At 68.3% G+C, this 18,621-nt stretch carries 18 protein-coding genes and 1 riboswitch; of the genes, 8 read left to right on the forward strand and 10 right to left on the reverse strand.

Annotated elements, in window-relative coordinates:
* Positions 1 to 6 precede the first annotated feature (6 nt).
* Positions 7 to 270 carry a DUF3017 domain-containing protein gene (locus AC5Y43_RS03965; protein WP_499970392.1) on the forward strand — a complete coding sequence of 88 codons (264 nt, stop codon included), beginning with the start codon at positions 7 to 9 and terminating at the stop codon, positions 268 to 270.
* Here the strand turns inward: AC5Y43_RS03965 and AC5Y43_RS03970 are convergent.
* Positions 267 to 761 (reverse strand): DUF732 domain-containing protein, encoded by a 495-nt coding sequence (locus AC5Y43_RS03970; protein WP_499969637.1) that lies wholly within the window; start codon positions 759 to 761, stop codon positions 267 to 269. The genes AC5Y43_RS03965 and AC5Y43_RS03970 overlap by 4 nt on opposite strands.
* A 256-nt stretch (positions 762 to 1,017) precedes the next feature.
* Between AC5Y43_RS03970 and AC5Y43_RS03975 the strand changes: the two genes are divergently transcribed.
* Positions 1,018 to 2,469, forward strand: coding sequence for an FAD-dependent oxidoreductase (locus AC5Y43_RS03975; protein WP_499969639.1), 1,452 nt, complete (start codon positions 1,018 to 1,020; stop codon positions 2,467 to 2,469).
* Between the two features lie 31 nt (positions 2,470 to 2,500).
* A complete protein-coding gene (locus tag AC5Y43_RS03980) occupies positions 2,501 to 3,535 on the forward strand; it encodes an aminotransferase class V-fold PLP-dependent enzyme (RefSeq protein WP_499969642.1) in 1,035 nt (344 codons plus the stop codon).
* A 2-nt stretch (positions 3,536 to 3,537) separates the two neighbouring features.
* Here AC5Y43_RS03980 and AC5Y43_RS03985 read toward each other — a convergent pair whose 3' ends face one another.
* The 3 genes from AC5Y43_RS03985 to AC5Y43_RS03995 are packed head-to-tail and all read right to left on the reverse strand — an operon-like array spanning position 3,538 to position 6,762.
* Positions 3,538 to 4,269 carry a class I SAM-dependent methyltransferase gene (locus AC5Y43_RS03985; protein WP_499969644.1) on the reverse strand — a complete coding sequence of 244 codons (732 nt, stop codon included), beginning with the start codon at positions 4,267 to 4,269 and terminating at the stop codon, positions 3,538 to 3,540.
* Complete coding sequence (gene metX / locus AC5Y43_RS03990) at positions 4,266 to 5,399, reverse strand: homoserine O-acetyltransferase MetX (RefSeq protein ID WP_499969646.1); 1,134 nt, start codon at positions 5,397 to 5,399, stop codon at positions 4,266 to 4,268. The genes AC5Y43_RS03985 and metX overlap by 4 nt, the downstream gene beginning before the upstream one ends.
* A 10-nt stretch (positions 5,400 to 5,409) precedes the next feature.
* Positions 5,410 to 6,762, reverse strand: coding sequence for a bifunctional o-acetylhomoserine/o-acetylserine sulfhydrylase (locus tag AC5Y43_RS03995; protein ID WP_499969648.1), 1,353 nt, complete (start codon positions 6,760 to 6,762; stop codon positions 5,410 to 5,412).
* 143 nt (positions 6,763 to 6,905) lie between these two features.
* A riboswitch (SAM riboswitch) is annotated at positions 6,906 to 7,023 on the reverse strand.
* A 190-nt stretch (positions 7,024 to 7,213) separates the two neighbouring features.
* Between AC5Y43_RS03995 and AC5Y43_RS04000 the strand changes: the two genes are divergently transcribed.
* Together AC5Y43_RS04000 and AC5Y43_RS04005 are read left to right on the forward strand one after the other, a co-directional pair.
* A complete protein-coding gene (locus tag AC5Y43_RS04000) occupies positions 7,214 to 9,451 on the forward strand; it encodes an NADP-dependent isocitrate dehydrogenase (protein WP_499969651.1) in 2,238 nt (745 codons plus the stop codon).
* Between the two features lie 27 nt (positions 9,452 to 9,478).
* On the forward strand, positions 9,479 to 10,708 hold the full coding sequence (locus tag AC5Y43_RS04005) for an NADP-dependent isocitrate dehydrogenase (RefSeq protein WP_499969654.1): 1,230 nt from the start codon (positions 9,479 to 9,481) through the stop codon (positions 10,706 to 10,708).
* On the opposite strand, the gene ephH is transcribed toward AC5Y43_RS04005, so the two are convergent.
* The gene (ephH, locus tag AC5Y43_RS04010) at positions 10,697 to 11,494 is read right to left on the reverse strand and encodes an epoxide hydrolase EphH (RefSeq protein WP_499970394.1); all 798 of its coding nucleotides are present in this window, start codon (positions 11,492 to 11,494) and stop codon (positions 10,697 to 10,699) included. The genes AC5Y43_RS04005 and ephH overlap by 12 nt on opposite strands.
* Positions 11,495 to 11,635: 141 nt before the next feature.
* Here ephH and trpS point away from each other — a divergent pair, with 141 nt between their 5' ends.
* A complete protein-coding gene (gene trpS, locus AC5Y43_RS04015; protein WP_499969656.1) occupies positions 11,636 to 12,655 on the forward strand; it encodes a tryptophan--tRNA ligase in 1,020 nt (339 codons plus the stop codon).
* An 8-nt stretch (positions 12,656 to 12,663) separates the two neighbouring features.
* Positions 12,664 to 13,692 carry an inner membrane protein YhjD gene (gene yhjD / locus AC5Y43_RS04020; RefSeq protein WP_499969660.1) on the forward strand — a complete coding sequence of 343 codons (1,029 nt, stop codon included), beginning with the start codon at positions 12,664 to 12,666 and terminating at the stop codon, positions 13,690 to 13,692.
* On the opposite strand, the gene AC5Y43_RS04025 is transcribed toward yhjD, so the two are convergent.
* The 5 genes from AC5Y43_RS04025 to dacB1 all read right to left on the reverse strand — a co-directional run bounded on the left by AC5Y43_RS04025 (position 13,689) and on the right by dacB1 (position 18,190).
* The gene (locus tag AC5Y43_RS04025; RefSeq protein ID WP_499969662.1) at positions 13,689 to 14,063 is read right to left on the reverse strand and encodes a nuclear transport factor 2 family protein; all 375 of its coding nucleotides are present in this window, start codon (positions 14,061 to 14,063) and stop codon (positions 13,689 to 13,691) included. The two genes, yhjD and AC5Y43_RS04025, sit on opposite strands and share 4 nt — an antisense overlap.
* Positions 14,060 to 14,428, reverse strand: a complete 369-nt coding sequence (locus AC5Y43_RS04030; protein WP_499969664.1) for a DoxX family protein — start codon at positions 14,426 to 14,428, stop codon at positions 14,060 to 14,062. Before AC5Y43_RS04030 ends, AC5Y43_RS04025 begins: the two co-directional genes overlap by 4 nt.
* 74 nt (positions 14,429 to 14,502) lie before the next feature.
* Positions 14,503 to 15,594, reverse strand: coding sequence for an N-acetylglucosamine-6-phosphate deacetylase (nagA, locus tag AC5Y43_RS04035; RefSeq protein ID WP_499970396.1), 1,092 nt, complete (start codon positions 15,592 to 15,594; stop codon positions 14,503 to 14,505).
* A gap of 14 nt (positions 15,595 to 15,608) precedes the next feature.
* On the reverse strand, positions 15,609 to 16,964 hold the full coding sequence (locus tag AC5Y43_RS04040) for a sugar porter family MFS transporter (RefSeq protein ID WP_499969666.1): 1,356 nt from the start codon (positions 16,962 to 16,964) through the stop codon (positions 15,609 to 15,611).
* Positions 16,961 to 18,190: a D-alanyl-D-alanine carboxypeptidase DacB1 gene (gene dacB1 / locus AC5Y43_RS04045; RefSeq protein ID WP_499969668.1), complete on the reverse strand. Its 1,230-nt coding sequence runs from the start codon at positions 18,188 to 18,190 to the stop codon at positions 16,961 to 16,963. The genes AC5Y43_RS04040 and dacB1 overlap by 4 nt, the downstream gene beginning before the upstream one ends.
* A 157-nt stretch (positions 18,191 to 18,347) precedes the next feature.
* On the opposite strand from dacB1, the gene AC5Y43_RS04050 reads away from it, so the two are divergent.
* Entirely contained in the window at positions 18,348 to 18,584 is a 237-nt protein-coding gene (locus AC5Y43_RS04050; RefSeq protein ID WP_499970398.1) for a hypothetical protein, read from the forward strand.
* The last annotated feature ends 37 nt before the right edge of the window (positions 18,585 to 18,621 follow it).

The raw sequence follows: 18,621 nt of genomic DNA on the forward strand, positions 1-18,621 counted from the left end.
GCGATCATGCGGGCCCAGTGGCCGATCGTGTTGGTCGAGCTGATCTTCTCCGCGGCGTTTGTCTTGGTGGCGGCCAACTTCTGGCGCCGTGGCGCCCTGCTGATCGGCATCGGGGTCGGCGTGGCGGCGCTGCTGCGATTGCTGTTGTCCGACGAGCGGGCCGGCCTACTGGTCGTTCGCGGCAAGGGCCTGGACTTCGCGACCACCGCGGCCGTCGCCGCGGCGATGGTCTATATCGCGTGGACCATCGATCCGTTGGGGACCCGTTAAATCCCTGGCATGCCGGGGATTTGGCTCAGCCCGCCGGGCAGGTTGGCCGGGAGGTTGGCAGGTAGGCCGCCGGCCAGGTTGCCGGGGATACCGGGCAGCCCGGCGGTGGGGTTTCCGCTGGCGATGTTTGCGATTTCCTGCGGGCAGTACATCTGAATGGCGATGGTGGTGAACATCTGCGCCATCTGCGGCGACATGCCCTGGTGGGTAACGCTTGCCGCGGCGGCGGCGAAGTTCCCGCCCGGCTGCGCGAGCATCGGGCAGATGGACTGGCCCACCGACATCGCGTTGCCCGGTTCGCCGAAGTCGATGCCGGCGTGGTTGAGCGCGTCGATGAAGTTGTCGTCGGTCCCCGCGTCCGCCTCGGCGGGCGCGGCGAAGGCCGCGGCCACCGTGAGCAGCCCGGCGGCGCCGGCCAGCAGGCGAATGGTCAAGGGCTGGTGGCGAAACAACCAGATCCACCGCTGAGGTCCCGCCGCCAGTGCCTTCATGCCATCTCCATCCGTCGTGGAGTGCACTGAGGGCACTCGAGTCACGTTAGTGAACTCTGATCTATGACTGTCACATTTACAACACGGTGCGGTAAAGGTTTGCACAATAAGCGTTTTGTGGGCCCGCCGCGCCCGCGACGTCGTTTATTGCGCCGGCGCCTGATCGGGAGCCGACCACGCGATCGAGGCCACACTGTTACCCGACACTCGCGCCGGGGCCGGATTTTCGGGTGCCGATTGGACCAGAATCCGGCCCATGACGTCGAATCACAGCCTGGACTCTGGGATCTCGCGCCAGACATTTCTTCGCGGCGCCGTCGGAATGTTCGCCGCCGGAGCGGTATTCGGGGGTGCGCGCGCGGCCGCCGACCCGGCCGCCGGCTGGGGCGGCTTGGCCTCCTCGATCGGGGGAAGCGTGCTGTTGCCGGCCAACGGCGCCCAATTCGCCACGGGCAAACAAGTTTTCAATGCGCTGTACAACAATTCCAATCCGGCGGCGGTGATCACCGTGTCGTCGCAGTCGGACGTGCAGAAGGCGGTCGCGTTCGCGGTGGCCAACGGGCTCAAGGTCGCCCCGCGCGGCGGCGGGCATTCCTACATCGGCGCGTCGGCCGCCAACGGGACCATGGTGCTCGACCTGCGCGGGCTGCCCGGCGGGGCCAACGTCGACGGCGGCGGCAACGCGACGGTGACGCCGGCGACCACGGTGTACGCCGCGCACCAGGCGCTGGCCGGGGCCGGGCGCGCGATTCCCACCGCCACCTACCCCAGCGTCGGGATAGGTGGCCTGTCGCTCGGCGGCGGGGTGGGCGCCGATTGCCGTCATGCCGGGTTGACGTGCGACGCGCTGCAGTCGGCCACGGTGGTGTTGCCCAGCGGCGACGTGGTCACGGCGTCTGCCAACGACCACCCCGACCTGTTCTGGGCGCTGCGCGGAGGGGGCGGCGGCAATTTCGGGGTGACGACGTCGATGACGTTCGCGACCTTCGCCACCGCCGACAGCGATGTGGTGCGACTGGACTTTCCACCGGCGTCGGCGGTGCAGGTGCTGGTCGGCTGGCAGTCGTGGCTGAGCGCGGCCGGCCGAAACACCTGGGGGATCGTCAATCTCTCGGTCGGCAGCCAGCCGGACTGCCATGTGCTGGCGACCTGCCCGGCGGGCGCCGGCCCCGGTGTCGTCGACGCGATCAAGTCCGCGGTGGGGGTGGCGCCCACCGCGGTGCAGAACAAGACGCTCAGCCACATGGACCTGGTGACGTATCTGGCCGGCGGCAGCTCGACGACGTCGCCCGTCGGTTTCGTGGCCGGGTCCGACGTGCTCACGACGATCGATTCGGCTGCGGCCCATGCCATCGCGACGGCGATCGGGCAGTGGCCGGCCTCCGCGGGCAAGGCGTCGCTGCTCGTCGACCCGCTGGACGGCGCCGTCGCCGACGTCGCGGCGGGGGACACGGCCTTCCCGTGGCGCAAACAGTCCGCGCTGCTGCAGTGGTACGTCGAACCCGTCGCCAACCAGGTGCCCGCGGCCGCGCAGTGGCTGAGCTCCGCTCACCAAGCGGTGCAGCAGTTCTCGGTGGGCGGCTACGTCAACTACCTGGAGACCAACAGCTCGGCCTCGCGGTACTTCGGCTCGAACCTGTCGCAGCTGACGGCGGTGCGCCAGAAGTACGACCCTGACCGTGTCATGTTCTCGGGATTGACTTTCTGACGGCACTACAACCTTTGTGGTGAAATGCCGCATGACCCGCGAAGCGTTCGGCGCGGAGTTCGTCGGCGCCGAAGGATTCCTAGACACCCCGACATTCGGGTTGCCGCCGCGGTTTGCGGCCGAGGCGCTGCGCGACTGCATCCGATCGTGGGAAGAGGGCGAGTTGCAGATCCGCGCGTTCGACGAGCCGATGGGTGCCAGCCGAGCGGCCTACGCGTCGCTGATCGGCGCCGACGAACACCGGGTGGCGCTGGGGACCAGCGTGTCGTCGGCGATCGGCCTGGTCGCCGCCGCGATCCCCGACGGCAGCCGGGTGGCGGCGTTGCAGGGCGAATTCACCAGTGTCACCTTCCCGTTCGTCGCTCAGGCCGCGCGTGGTGTCACCGTCACCGAGCTGGCGCCGGGCCAATTCGAGGATTCCGCCGGTGATTTCGACGTCGCGGCGGCCAGCCTCGTCCAGTCCGCCGACGGCGCCTTGCTGGACCTTGAGTCGCTGCGCGCCAGCGTCGCCGATTCGCGCGCCATCACCGTGCTCGACGTGAGCCAGGCCCTGGGCTGGAAGAACGTCACGCTGGGATGGTCCGACGTCGCCGTCGCGGCCAGTTACAAGTGGCTGCTCGGGCCGCGCGGGGTGGCCTGGATGTCGTTGAGCCAGCGCATGATGGACACGCTCACCCCGCACACCGCCAGCCCGTACGCGGGGGCGGACATGTGGTCGTCGCTGTACGGGCTGCCGATGCGGCTGGCCGAGAACGCGCGGCGGTTCGACGCGTCGCCGGCGTGGTTCAGCATGCTGGGCGCGGCGCTGTCGCTGACGTGGCTGGCGTCGCTGGATCGCGTCGCCGTCGAGTCCCACACGCTGCGGCTGGCGAACCGCTTGCGCACCGAATTGCAGCTGCCCGCTGCCGAGTCGGCGATCGTGGCATTCTCGGTGGATGGCGCCCCAGATGCCCTGCGGCGGGCCGGTATCCGGGCATCGGTGCGCGCGGGGGCGACCCGGGTCGGGTTTCACCTGTACAACACGAACTCAGACGTCGACAAGCTCCTCGGTGCGCTCCGGCCCTAGCCCTAACCCGTCAGCGCCGCCCGGATGCACACGGTGACGTACGGCAGCGCCAGGCCGGCCGAATTCGTCAGTGCCGGATGGGTGGCCAGCAACTCGCGCACCTGCTCGAGCGTCCTGGTGCGCACCTCGGTCGGTGAGGTAATGCAGTAGCTGCGCGACGCCACCAGGTCGATCAACGCTTGCGGCGTCAGGTAATTCGTCCACTCGAGCTGATGACGCTCCGGCCCGGTGAACGACTCGGACAAGTTGACGTCGAAGCGGCCGTCGCCGTCGGAGCCGATGATCTCGCCCAACTCGCGCACCCAGCCCAGCCGCTCGTCGCGGGTGTTCCACACCAGCCCGAGCCGCCCGCCGGGCCGCAGCACCCGGGCCACCTCGGGGATCGCCCGCTCGGGATTGACCCAGTGCCACGCCTGGGCGACCAGCACCGCGTCAACGCTGTTGTCCTCCAACGGAATTTCTTCGGCCGTGCCCAGCAGGGCACGCGTTTCCGGCAGCGAGCTGCGCAGTACTTCGAGCATGTCGGGGATCGGGTCGACGGCCACCACGTCCAGGCCGCGCTCCACCAGCCGAGTGGTCAGCTTGCCGGTGCCGGCGCCGAGGTCGAGCACCTGGCGGGCCCCGCTCGGCAGCAGCCAGTCGATCGCCTCGGGCGGATAGGAGGGGCGGCCGCGCTCGTAGGCCGCGGCCGCAGAGCCGAACGACAGCGAGCGGTCCTGGCCGGCCCGGGTCATCGCGGGTCGGCCAGGTCGAGCGTCTTGCGGATCAACTCGCCGACGGCCTCGGATTCCACCAGGAACCCGTCGTGCCCGCAGATCGACTCGACCACATGGAGTTCGGCGCAACCCGGCAGGAGCTCGGCCAGCTCCTGTTGCAGGCGCAGCGGGTAGAGCCGGTCGGAGGTGATGCCGCCGACCACCACCGGCACCGGGCACCCGCGCAGGGCCGCTTCGACCCCGCCCCGGCCGCGGCCGACGTCGTGGCTGTTCAGCGCCTCGGTCAGGATGACGTAGCTGCCGGCGTCGAAGCGGGCCAGCAGCTTGTCGCCCTGGTGTTCCAGGTAGCTCTGCACGGCGTAGCGGCCGCCTCCGAATGGGGGGCCCGGGTCCTCGCCGCCCTGGCTGTCGTTGGCGAACCGGGTGTCCAGCTCCGCCTCGCCGCGATAGGTCAGGTGCGCGAAGCGCCGCGCGATCGTCAACCCGGCGGCCGGCGCCCGGCCCGTCTCGTGGTAATCGCCGCCCTGCCAGTCGGGGTCGGCCTTGATGGCCGCGATCTGCGTGGTCTGGGTGCCGATCTGGTCTCCGGTCGCGCGCGCCCCGACGGCCAGCAGCAGCCCGGCACGCACCCGCTCCGGGTGACCGACGATCCACTCCAAAGCCCTTGCGCCGCCCATGGATCCGCCGACCACGGCGGCCACCTGGTCGATGCCCAGAGCGGCCAGCGCGGTGATGTCGGCGGCCACCTGGTCGCGCACCGAAATCAGCGGAAACCGTGAGCCCCAAGGCTTTCCGTCGCGCGCGAGCGAGCTGGGGCCGGTGGATCCGCGGCAGCCACCCAGCACGTTGGTGGCCACCGCGCACCAGCGGTCGGTGTCGATCGGCGCGCCCGGCCCGGCCACGCCGTCCCACCAGCCGGGCGTGGGGTGTCCGGGGCCGGCGGGCCCGGTGATGTGGGAATCGCCGGTCAGCGCGTGCAGCACCACCACTACGTTGTCGCGTGTGGGCGACAGCTCGCCCCAGCGCTGGACGGCGATGCAGACGTCGTCAATCACCTCACCGCTTTCCAGCCGCAGCGAGCCGATGTGGACATACCCGACTTCGCCTTCGGCGGGCAGCGTCTGGGTTCCAACGTCGGAGATCGTCATGTCAGACTCTTCAGACCGCCGCCACGGTGTGTGACTCACCGCTGAACTTCCGGGCCGCGGCAAACCCGAGCTCCAGGTCGGCCAGGATGTCGTCGATGCCCTCGATGCCGACGGCCAGCCGCACCAGCCCGGGGCTGACGCCGGTGCTCAGCTGCTCCTCGGGGCTCAGCTGGGCATGCGTGGTCGACGCCGGGTGAATCACCAGCGAGCGCACGTCGCCGATGTTGGCGACGTGGCTGTGCAGCTTGAGGGCGTTGACGAACGCCTTGCCGGCCTCGACGCCGCCGGCCAGCTCGAACGCCAGCACGGCCCCGGTTCCCTTGGGCGCCAGCTTCTTTCCGCGTTCGTACCACGGCGAGCCGGGCAGCCCCGCATAGTTCACCGACACCACCCCGTCATGGCCGGCCAGAAACTCGGCGACCCGCTGGGCGTTGGCGACGTGGCGCTCCATGCGCAGGCTCAGCGTTTCCAGGCCCTGGGCCACCAGGAACGCGTTGAACGGCGCGGCGGCCGACCCGAGGTCGCGCAGCAGTTGCACGCGCGCCTTGAGCGCATACGCCGGCGGGCCCAGCTCGGCGTACACCACGCCGTGGTAGCTGGGGTCGGGCGTGGTGAACCCGGGGAAGCGGCCCTGCGTCCAGTCGAAGGTGCCGCCGTCGACGATGACGCCCGCGATCGCGGAGCCGTGCCCGCCCAGGTACTTGGTGGCCGAGTGCACCACGATGTCGGCGCCCTGCGTGAACGGCTGGATCAGGTACGGAGTGGCGATGGTGTTGTCGACGATCAGCGGCACCCCGCTGGCGTGGGCCACCCCGGCGACCCCGGGCGTGTCCAGCACGTCGATCTGCGGGTTGGAGATGGTCTCGGCGAAGAACGCCTTGGTGTTGGGCCGGACCGCGGCCTGCCACGAGTCGAGGTCGTCGGGATTGGCGACGAAGCTGACCTCGATGCCGAGCTTGGCCAGCGAATAGTGGAACAGGTTGTACGTGCCGCCGTAGAGCCGCGGGCTGGACACGATGTGATCGCCGGCACATGCGAGGTTCAATATGGCGAATGTCTCAGCCGCCTGCCCGGAGCTGAGAAACAGCGCGGCGACGCCGCCCTCGAGCGCGGCGACCCGCTGCTCGACGACGTCGGTGGTCGGGTTGCCGATCCGGGTGTAGATGTTGCCCGGAACCTCGAGCCCGAACAGCGCCGCGGCGTGCGCAGTGTCGTCGAAGGTGTACGAGGTGGTCTGGTAGATCGGCAGGGCGCGGGCGTGGGTGGTCGGGTCGGCCTGCTGGCCGGCGTGCACCTGCTTGGTCTCGAACGACCAATGCGCGGTGGGGTCGGCGGTATCTGTCTCGCTGTCTCTAGAGCTCACGTGCGGCGGTGCTTTCTTCTCGGAAGGGCATGAACTGGCATCGGGAAGTGCGCCGTCGACCTAGCGACGGCACACGAAGCGCCGCAAATGAGCTTGATGAGTGCACATCACGTTTCCCCTCTAGTCAGGGGTCCGTTATGGCGGACCCGCGCTTGCCGCGCAGCCTGTGGCTACTAGACCTGGTCTTTCACCCGGGGCACCCCACCGCGGTTGGAGGGTTGCCGGCCAGCAAGCCGGGGCTTAGCGCTGGCACTCATGACCGATGTGAAGCCTATCTCATAGCGGCGAGTCCCCGCCAACTCGAGCCAACTCCTATGGTCCGGCGGCCACCGGTGCCGCAGTTCAGCGCGCTGGCCTGCGGTCGACGCCTGTCCAAACACCCTTGATAACGTGGCAGCCAGAACGCTGAGCCCCATCGATATCCGATCAATGACGCCAGGAGAGATGGACCGTGTGCGCCGAACAGCCGACCGTCATCTACACGTTGACCGACGAGGCGCCGCTGCTGGCGACCTACGCGTTCCTGCCGATCGTGCGGGCCTTCGCCGAGCCGGCGGGCCTCAAGATCGAGACGGGTGACATCTCGCTGGCCGCCCGGATCCTGGCGGAGTTCCCCGATCACCTGACCGAAGAGCAGCGGGTGCCGGACGCCCTGGCGGAACTGGGCGCGCTGACGAAGCGGCCCGACACCAACATCATCAAGCTGCCGAACATCAGCGCCTCGGTGCCCCAGCTGGTCGCCGCGATCAAGGAGCTGCAAGGGAAGGGCTTCAAGGTTCCGGACTTTCCGCAGAATCCGAAGACCGACGAGGACAAGGCAATTCGGGAGCGCTATGCCAAATGCCTTGGCAGCGCGGTCAACCCGGTACTGCGTGAGGGCAACTCCGACCGGCGCGCGCCCAAGGCCGTCAAGGAGTACGCGCGCAAGCACCCGCACAGCATGGGGGAGTTTTCGCCGGCGGCGCGCACCCACGTCGCGACCATGCGGCACGGCGACTTTTACCACGGGGAGAAGTCGATGACGCTGGATCGCGCGCGCAGCGTGAAGATGGTGCTGGAAACCCAAAGCGGTCAGACCCTCGAGCTCAAGGACAAGGTCGAGCTGCGCGACGGCGACGTCATCGACAGCATGTTCATGAGCAAGAAGGCACTCTGCGAGTTCTACGAGGAGCAGATGCAGGACGCCTACGAGACCGGCGTGATGTTCTCGCTCCACGTCAAGGCGACCATGATGAAGGTCTCCCATCCCATCGTCTTCGGCCACGCCGTGAAGATTTTCTACAAGGATGCGTTCGCCAAGCACCAGGAGCTGTTCGACGAACTCGGCGTCAACGTCAACAACGGATTGGTCGATCTCTACGACAAGATCGAGTCGCTGCCCGCCTCCCTGCACGAGGAGATCATCCGCGACCTGCACGCCTGCCACGAACACCGTCCCGAGCTCGCGATGGTCGATTCGGCCAAGGGCATCACCAACTTCCATTCGCCCAGCGACGTGATCGTGGATGCGTCGATGCCGGCGATGATCCGCGCCGGCGGCAAGATGTGGGGCGCCGACGGGCGGCAGAAGGACACCAAGGCCGTCAACCCCGAGTCGACCTTCGCCCGCATCTACCAGGAGATCATCAACTTCTGCAAAACCCACGGGCAGTTCGACCCGACGACGATGGGCACGGTGCCCAACGTGGGCCTGATGGCCCAGCAGGCCGAGGAATACGGCTCGCACGACAAGACATTCGAGATCCCCGAGGACGGTGTCGCCAACATCGTCGACCTCGAGACCGGGGAGGTCCTGCTCAGTCAGAACGTGGAAGAAGGCGACATCTGGCGGATGCCGATCGTCACCGACGAGGCGATCCGGGACTGGGTCAAGCTGGCCGTCACCCGGGCGCGCAACTCGGGCATGACGGTGGTGTTCTGGCTCGACACCGAACGCCCGCACGAGGTCGAACTGCGCAAGAAGGTCAAGGCGTACCTGAAGGAGCACGACACCGAGGGCCTCCAAATCCAGATCATGCCGCAGGTATGGGCCATGCGGTACACGCTGGAGCGCGCGATGCGCGGACAGGACACCATCGCCGCGACCGGAAACATCCTGCGCGACTACCTCACCGACCTGTTCCCGATCCTGGAGCTCGGCACCAGCGCCAAGATGCTGTCCATCGTCCCGCTGTTGTCCGGCGGCGCGATGTACGAGACGGGAGCGGGCGGTTCGGCACCGAAGCACGTCCACCAGCTCGTCGAGGAAAATCACCTGCGCTGGGATTCCCTCGGTGAGTTCCTGGCGCTGGGAGCGTGTTTCGAAGACATCGGTGTCAAGACCGACAACGAGCGCGCCGAGCTTTTGGGCAAGACACTGGATGCGGCGATCGGAAAGTTGTTGGAGAACAACAAGAGTCCGTCACGCAAGACCGGCGAACTCGACAATCGCGGCAGCCAGTTCTACCTGGCGTTGTACTGGGCCGAGCAACTCGCCGCGCAATCCGACGACGAAGAGTTGCGCGAGCACTTCGCCTCGCTGGCCGACGAATTGAGCCGCAACGAGGACAAGATCGTGGCCGAACTCGCGGAGGAGCAGGGCGAGGCGGTCGACATCGGCGGCTACTATCGCCCGGACACCGAGAAGACGACTGCAGTGATGCGGCCGAGCAAGACGTTCAACGAAGCGCTGGCAGCTTCGCAAGGTTAAGGGCCGCGAGAGAAAGTCGAACTCGATATGGCAGGCGAATCCAAGATCAAGGTCAAGGGCCCGGTAGTCGAGCTCGACGGCGACGAGATGACCCGCGTCATCTGGAAGCTCATCAAGGACATGCTCATCCTGCCCCATCTCGACATCAACCTGGAGTACTACGACCTGGGGATGGAGCACCGCGACCGCACCGACGACCAGGTGACGATCGACGCGGCCTACGCCATCAAAAGGCACGGCGTGGGCGTCAAATGCGCCACCATCACCCCCGACGAGGCCCGCGTCTCCGAATTCAACTTGAAGAAGATGTGGCTGTCGCCGAACGGGACCATTCGGAACATCCTGGGCGGCACCATCTTCCGCGAACCGATCGTGATTTCGAATGTGCCGCGCCTGGTTCCGGGCTGGACCAAACCGATTGTCATCGGCCGTCACGCCTTTGGTGACCAGTACCGGGCGACGAATTTCAAAGTCGACAAGCCGGGTACCGTCTCGCTGACGTTCACCCCCGCCGACGGCAGCGAGCCGATGGTGCACGAGATGGTGACCATCCCCGAGGACGGCGGCGTCGTGATGGGGATGTACAACTTCAAGCAATCCATCCAGGACTTCGCGCGGGCGTCGTTCACCTACGGCCTGAACGCCAAATGGCCGGTGTATCTGTCCACCAAGAACACCATCCTCAAGGCCTACGACGGCATGTTCAAAGACGAGTTCCAGCGCATCTACGACGAGGAGTTCAAGGAGCAGTTCGAGGCCGAGGGCCTGACCTACGAGCACCGGCTCATCGACGACATGGTGGCCGCCTGCCTCAAGTGGGAGGGCGGCTACGTGTGGGCCTGCAAAAACTACGACGGCGACGTGCAGTCCGACACCGTCGCGCAGGGCTACGGATCGTTGGGGCTGATGACGTCGGTGCTGATGACGGCCGACGGCAAGACGGTGGAGGCCGAGGCCGCGCACGGCACCGTCACCCGCCACTTCCGGCAGTACCAGGCCGGCAAGCCGACCTCCACCAACCCGATCGCATCGATCTTCGCCTGGACGCGCGGGCTGCAGCACCGCGGCAAGCTGGATGACACACCCGAGGTCAGCGACTTCGCCCAGAAGCTGGAGGAGGTCGTCATCTCCACCGTCGAGGGCGGCAAGATGACCAAGGACCTCGCCATCCTGATCGGTCCCGATCAGGAGTGGCAGCAGAGCGAGGAGTTCCTCAACTCCATCGCCGAGAACCTCGACAAGGCCTTAGCCGGCTGATTCCTCGCGGCGCCCGTCACCTTTGGTGCACTCGTCGAGGAAGTCGGTGACGACGTCGGCGATGCGATCGGGCGCCTCCAGCATCGGCACGTGGCCGACGCCGTCGAGCCGGGTCACCCTCGTGTCCTTGGGCAAAAAGTCGGTGAAGTGCCGGCTGAACCGCTGCGGCGGCACCACCCGGTCCTTTTCGCACAGCACGAGGTGGGCGGGCACGGCGGTGTCGGCCAACTCGAGCAACCCCGGCAGCAGCAACGCCTTGACCAGCAGCTGGAAATAGGCCGGGCAATGCGCGGCGTCGTCGACGATGCCGGACAGCTTCCGCTCGCTCACCCCATCCGGCGACGCGCTGAGCGGCAGGGTCGCCAGCCGGCGGCTGAACGGCAGCCGCAGCACCCGCTGGCCGAGCAGGCGGGTCAGCAGCAGGATCGGCAGCCCCGAGATGAACTTGCCGATCACCTCGAACTTCACCGGGCTGAACCGCGTCCACCCGCCGGCTGGCGCGATGCCGGTGACGCTGCGGGCGCGCCCGCGCCGCTCGAGTTCGAACGCGACCCAGCCGCCCAGCGAGTTGCCGACGATGTGGGCGGTCTTCCAGCCGAGCTCGTCCATCTGACCCTCGATGCGGTCGGCCAGGACCGCCGAGCTCAACAGCCAGGTGCCGGCGTACGGCCCGCCGTTGTGGCCGGCCATGGTCGGGGCGAACACCTCATAGCGACCGGTGTCGGCCACCCGCTGCGCCACGTCCTCCCATACCGTCTGGGACAGCAGGAAGGGGTGCAGGAACAACACGGGTTCCCCGGAGCCGAGGTGGATGGGGGCTCGAGACGTCATAGTGCCGACAGTAAAGGCGGTACCGCCGGTACCGCAACAAAGGGATGACCGGTGGTCGAGGCGCCCTGTGCCCGTCGTGAAAAGATCGACGGCATCATGAGCACCGCTACCGGATCCAGCCGGATCTTCTCCGGCGTGCAGCCCACGTCCGACTCGCTTCACCTCGGCAACGCGTTGGGTGCGATCACGCAGTGGGTCGGCCTGCAGGACGACCACGACCCGTTCTTCTGCGTCGTCGACCTGCACGCCATCACCATTCCGCAGGATCCCGACGCCCTGCGCCGCCGCACCCTGATCACCGCCGCCCAGTACCTGGCGCTGGGCATCGACCCCGCCCGCAGCACCGTGTTCGTGCAGAGCCACGTGCCCGCCCATGCCCAGCTGGCGTGGGTGCTGGGTTGCTTCACCGGGTTCGGGCAGGCGTCGCGCATGACGCAGTTCAAGGACAAGTCCACGCGCCACGGCAGCGACTCGACCACGGTGGGCCTTTTCACCTATCCCGTCCTGCAGGCCGCCGACGTGCTGGCCTACGACAGCGACCTGGTGCCCGTGGGGGAGGACCAGCGCCAGCATCTCGAGCTGGCGCGCGACATCGCGCAGCGGTTCAACGCCCGCTTCCCCGACACCTTCGTGGTTCCCGACGTGCTCATCCCCAAGGTCACCGCCAAGATCTACGACCTGCAGGATCCGACGTCGAAGATGAGCAAATCGGCGGCCAGCGATGCCGGTCTGATCAACCTGCTCGACGATCCGGCGTTGTCGGCCAAGAAAATTCGCTCCGCGGTGACCGACAGCGAGCGCGAGATCCGTTACGACACAGCGGCCAAGGCCGGCGTGTCGAACCTGCTGACCATCCAGTCGGCGGTCACCGGGGTCGGCATCGAGACGCTCGTCGAGGGCTACGCGGGGCGCGGCTACGGCGACTTGAAGAAGGACACCGCCGAGGCCGTCGTCGAGTTCGTCGGGCCGATCAAGGCACGCGTCGACGAATTGATGGCCGATCGCACGGAATTGGAGTCGGTGCTCGCGGCCGGGGCGCAGCGCGCCGAGGAGGTGGCGGGCAAAACCGTTCGGCGGGTTTACGATCGGTTAGGGTTTCTTCCGCTAGCCGAATAGGTTTGACCATGACCGAGCCGACCAAGCCGGGGCTGATTGACCGGCTGCGGGCCCGGTTCGGGTGGATCGATCACGTGCTGCGCGCCTACCGGCGCTTCGGCGATCGCAACGGCGGCTTCTACGCCGCGGGCCTGTCCTACTACACGATCTTTGCGCTATTTCCGTTGCTGATGGTGGGTTTCGCGGCGTTCGGATTTTTGCTGTCGCGCCGCCCCGAGTTGCTGGCCACGATCGACGCGCACATCCGATCCGCGGTGACGGGCGCTTTGTCGCAACAACTCGTCGACCTGATGAACTCGGCGATCGACGCGCGGACCTCGGTCGGTGTCATCGGCCTGGTGACCGCGGCCTGGGCCGGCCTCGGCTGGATCTCGCACCTGCGCGCGGCGGTGACCGAGATGTGGTGGGATCAGCGCATCGAGTCGCCGGGCTTTGTGCGCGACAAGCTTTCCGACCTGGCGGCGATGGTGGGGACGTTCCTGGTGGCCCTGGCGAGCGTGGTGCTGAGCACCCTCGGCCACGCCGCCCCGATGGGCGCCGTGCTGAGATGGCTTGGAATACCCGAGTTCTCGGTGTTCGACTGGCTGTTCCGGCTGATCTCGATCCTGATCTCGCTGCTGGTGTCCTGGATGCTGTTCACCTGGATGATCGCGCGGCTGCCGCGCGAGAAGGTCGACTTCGCCGACTCGATGCGGGCCGGGCTGCTCGCGGCGGTCGGCTTCGAGGTGTTCAAACAGGTGGCATCGTTGTACTTGCGGACGGTGCTGCGCAGCCCCGCGGGTGCCACCTTCGGTCCGGTGCTGGGGCTCATGGTGTTCGCCTACATCACGGCGTTTCTGGTCCTGTTCGCCGCCGCCTGGGCGGCCACCGCCTCCGATGACCCGCGCACCACGCCCGTGCAGCCTCCGCCACCGGCGATCATCGCGCCGCGGGTGCAGCTCGACGAGGGTCTCAGCACCCGTCAGGCGATGACCGCGGTGGGCCTGGGAGCCGTTGGGGCGCTGGTGTTTTCCCGGCTGGCCCGCTGGCTGCGCTAGCCTACAGCCTCCAGCGCCGCGCGCACCTTCTCGGCGAACACGATGGCCGCCTTCAGCGGGCGCACCATGACCGTGATCTCGTCGATCAGGCCGTCGTCGCGCGTATGCACGAAGTCGCAGCCCTGGATCCGCATCCCGTCCACGGTGGCGCCGAAAAGCAGCACGTGATCGGGGCCGCCGGGCAGCTCCTTTTCGAACCGGAAGCCGTCCAGTACCTCACCGACGGCGCCGATGACGGCCGCGATGGTGCCGGGACCGCGGTAGGGCCGGTGCGCGATGGGGCTGTTGAGCACCGCGTCGTCGGCGAACAGGCGACCGATGTCACCGAGTTCGCCGGACTCGACGGCGGCGCGGAACGGGTGCGCGTTCACAGCTCGACCGCCCTGCCCACGGCCACCGTGACGGCGGTGACGAAGATCGCCACGTTCACCGCGACGCTACGGGGCTCGCGCAGGTGCGCGTGCGAGGCCATGGCCCCGACCATGACGATCGCGAGTCCGCCTGCGGCGGCCGGGACGAAGAACTCGGCGACGCCCACCACCCGCGGCAGCACAATCCCGATGGCGCCCAACAGTTCACAGAACGCGGTGGCTCGCACCACCGGCATGGGAAACGGTGCGATGCCTGTTTGTCCCGTCGCGAGAAGCCGATCCCTGGGCATGCTGATCTTCGCCAGCCCCGAGGCGAGGAAGATCGCGGCGAGCAAGACCTGCAGCGTCCATAGCAACGTATTCATGGTGACCCTCCGTGGTCGATGGCGGTTCACAGGTATGACGAGGCGCCGGCGCGATATGTGACAGGCGCGCCGGGCTACCCGTCGGCCAGCCAGTCGCCCCGGGCCATGACCGCAGCCACGCGCAGATCGCGGTCGAGCACAACGAGGTTGGCGTCGAAGCCCTCCCGCAGCGCGCCCACGCCTTCGAGCCCGAGGGCCCGCGCCGGCGTCGTCGCCGTCATCCGCACCGCGGCGGCCAAGCCCGCGACCCCGGCGACTGTGCGGAACAGCCGGTCCATGGTGGCGGTGCTGCCGGCGATCGTCGACGTTCCGCGCACCCGCGCCACGCCGGCTGCGACATCGATCGGCACCGCGCCGAGCCGAAACGCGCCGTCGGCGCAGCCGGCCGCGGCGATCGCGTCGGTGACCACCGCGACGCGGTCGGGTCCCGCGGCGGCGACGACCGCGCGCACCACCTCCGGGTGCACGTGCACGCCGTCGGCGATGAGTTCGACGGTCACCCGCGGGTCCTGCAGCAACGCGAGCGCGGGCCCCGGCTCGCGGTGGTGCAGCGGCGGCATCGCGTTGAACAGATGGGTGCCGACCGTGGCGCCGAGATCGATTGCCCGCCTTGCCTGCTCGTAGGTCGCGTCGGTATGCCCCACGGCCACAACGACACCCGCGGCCAGAAAACGCCGGATCGCCTCCTCGGCTCCCGGCAATTCGGGCGCCAGGGTGACCATCCGGATCGCGCCGCCGCCCGCGGCCAGCACGGCGTCGATCTCGGCGGGATCCGGGTCACGCATCCGGGCAGGATCGTGGGCTCCGCAGCGCGCCCGGCTCAGCCACGGCCCCTCCAGATGGATGCCCGCGACCGCGCCCTGCTGGCAAGCCAGCGCCCGCACGCCCGCGATCAACTCCGCCGGCGAGGTGGTGACCAGACTGGCGAGTGTGGTGGTGGTGCCGTGCCGCAGATGAAACTCGGCCGTCGCGGCGATGCCGTCGGGGTCGGTGTAGGAGGCCCCGCCCCCGCCGTGCACGTGCATGTCGACAAAGCCCGGAACCACAACGCAATCCGGGAATTCCCGGTCCGCCGGCCGGGGCGGCGGGCCGGCCCCGCTCGCGACGATTCGTGCACCGGACGTCTCCAACCAGCCCGGCCGGCCGGCCTGACCGTCGAGGACCATGGTTCCCGCGGAGATCAGTCCCACCGGCCGCCGTTCTCCCAGAAGTGGCTTATCTCCTCCAGTGGGCGCCCTTTGGTCTCGGGCGCATAGCGGTAGACGAAGCCGAACGCCACCAACGCGAGGAACCCGAACAGCGCGAAAGTCCCTGCGCCGCCAAGGGAATGCAGCAAGGTCAAGAACACGGCGGCGACGATCGCGTTGGCCACCAGGTTGGAGGTGAGCATCGTGGAAGACCCGAGGGACCGCAGCCGCGATGGAAAGCTTTCGCTGGCGTACACCCAGCCCAGGGAGCCGAAGCCCATGGTGTAGCCGACGATGAACAACAGGATGCCGGCGAACCCGAACACCAGTCCGGCCCCGCCCAGGCCGGAGGCGAACACCACCATCAACACGACGTCGGCGGCGATCATCATCGCGATGCCGCACAACAGGATTGGGCGCCGGCCCAGCCGGTCGACGAGGAGCAGCGCTACGCCCACCGCGGCCAGCCCGGCGACCTGGACCAGCGCCGGCAGCGCCAGCAGCGCGAAATTGCCGGTGAAGCCCATGGCCTCGAATATCCGGGGGCTGTAGTAGATGATGGCGTTGATGCCGGTGATCTGGATCAGGAAGCCGAGCGTGATCACAAAGGCGGTGGCCCGCAAGTACGGTGGGCGCAGCATCTCGGGAAACCCGCCGCGGCCCTCACCCAACCCGCGGCGGATCTCGGCGAGTTCCGCGTCGGCGTCCGCATCCGGCTCCACCCGCAGCAGCGCCCGCCGGGCGTCGTCGGTGCGGCCCTTCATCACATACCAGCGCGCGGTGTCGGGCAGCCGAATCACCAACGGCAACAACAGCGTTGTGGGCACCACGGCCAGTCCCAGCATCCAGCGCCAGCTGTGCGTGCCGGCCAACAGGTAACCGGTCAGGTAACCGACGATCAGCGCGCCGACGATCGCGAGCTGATAGCTCGTCAGCAGCGCGCCGCGCACCGCCGCCGGCGCCGATTCCGCCACGTAGACCGGGACGGCCACCACTGCCAGGCCCAAGGTCAGCCCGAGCAGGAAGCGTGCCGCCAGCAGCATCGGCAGCGAGACCGACAGCGCACCCAGCAGCGCGAACGCCGCGTAGGCGACGAGGATTCCCACCAGCGAGCGCTTGCGCCCGATCGCGTTGGCCAGCGCACCGGCGCCGAGAGCCCCGGCGATCTGGCCGATCACCACCATCGTCGTCAGCAGTTCCTGTTGCCGGGTGGACAGGCCGAAGTCCTCGGTGACGAACAGTTGCGCGCCGGCGATGATGGACAGGTCGTAGCCGTAGATGACGCCGACGCTCGCGGCGGTGAGCCCGATCAGCAGGCTGCGCCGCGAGACGGCGGGCCGCGACGTCAACGGTGTTGCGGTCGGCGGTTCATCGAGCGAGCGACCATGATCAAACTAAACACGATGATCGCTCCGATCACCGCAACGCCCACCCGCACCGGCAGCGCATCCGCGGCCGGCATCAGCCCGGCGGCCTGCGACGCGGCGCCCGGCCGGTCGGCGGCGCTGTCGTGGCGCGTGGTGATCAGCGAGGGATCGGGCTCGATCAACGTGCCGACCTGGGTGCCCTGCGGTGTGGAAAACCCGTAGTCCAGCAGGTGCGCGGCCTGCTCCCACGGGGCGATCGGCTGCCGAGTGCCGTGCAGCAGCACCGCCATCAGCCGTCGCCCGTCGTGGTTGGCAGCGCCCACAAAGGTCTGTCCGGCGTCGTCGGTGTAGCCGGTCTTGCCGCCCATCGCGCCCGGATACTTGTAGAGCAGCTGGTTGTCGTTTTCCAGCTCGTAGCCGGGGTGATCGCCGTGGCCGGGGAAGTCGAAGGTGCGCGTCGCGACGACCCCGGCGAAAGTCGGGTTCTGCCAGGCGTAGCGGTAGAACAGCCCGATGTCGTAGGCCGACGTGCTCATGCCCGGCCCGTCCAGCCCGGACGGCGTCGCCACCCGGGTGTCGCGGCCCCCGAGCTTGGCGGCCAGCACGTTGATCTTCTCCAGCGCCTGCTGCATCCCGCCGAGCTGCATGGCCAGCGCGTGGGCGGCGTCGTTGCCCGAGTGCATCAGCAGGCCGTGCAGCAGCTGGTTGACCGTGTACACACCGCCGTCGTCGACGCCGACCTTGGTGCCCTCGGCGGCCGCGTCGTCGGCGGTGCCCTGGATGGATTTGTTGAGCGGCAACGCGTTGAGGGACGCCATCGCGACCAGGACCTTGATGACGCTGGCCGGGCGGTGCCGCCCGTGCGGGTCCTTGGCGGCGATGACGGCGCCGCTGTCCAGGTCGGCCACCACCCACGCGTCGGCGGACACGTCGCCCGGCAGCGGCGGCGTGTTGGGCGCCGCGATGATCCCGCAGCCGCCCAGCGCCTCGCCGCCGACGGGCTTGGGGGGCACGGCCAGCGGCATCGGCGGGTCGCCGGCGGCCGGGACCTCGGAGGAATCCACGGCGGGCGGGGTGTTCACCTGGTACGGACAGGGCGGCGGCCCGGCGTTGGGGCCGGCACCCGGTTCGGCGCGGGCCACCGCGACCGGGGCACCAGCCACGAAAACCGCTGCGACCAGGCACGACATCGAACGTAGGAAGGTCATCGTCTGTGCAGACTAGGCGATCGGCCGCCCGATTCAGGGGAGCCGCGCTGTGACCGGTGAGGCAGATGTTACAAACCCGGCGGTGCACTACGCTGACACCATCCAAAACAATCGATTCTTCTCGAAGTGGCGCGGCGAGGGCGACGGCCCGCGATCGCTGAAAGATCTGCTCAAGCAGGTCGAGAAGAGCACCCAGGTTCGCCATCGCGCGAGCGACCGCCTGCTGGCGGAGCTCGAGCAGCATCGCGACGCCACACCCAATGCCGACCTGCGCTCGGCGCTCACCTGGCTCTGCAACGCGCAATCGCGGCTGTCGAGCGACCCGAGCCCGGCCCGTTCCCGCGAGGTGTTGCTGGCCGCGTACGAGGTCAACCGGGTCCTGGCGCTGTCCTAGCCCACCGCTTCTAACCCACCGCGAGACTGTGAGTACC

The sequence above is a fragment of the Mycobacterium sp. NGS57 genome (assembly GCF_059812405.1).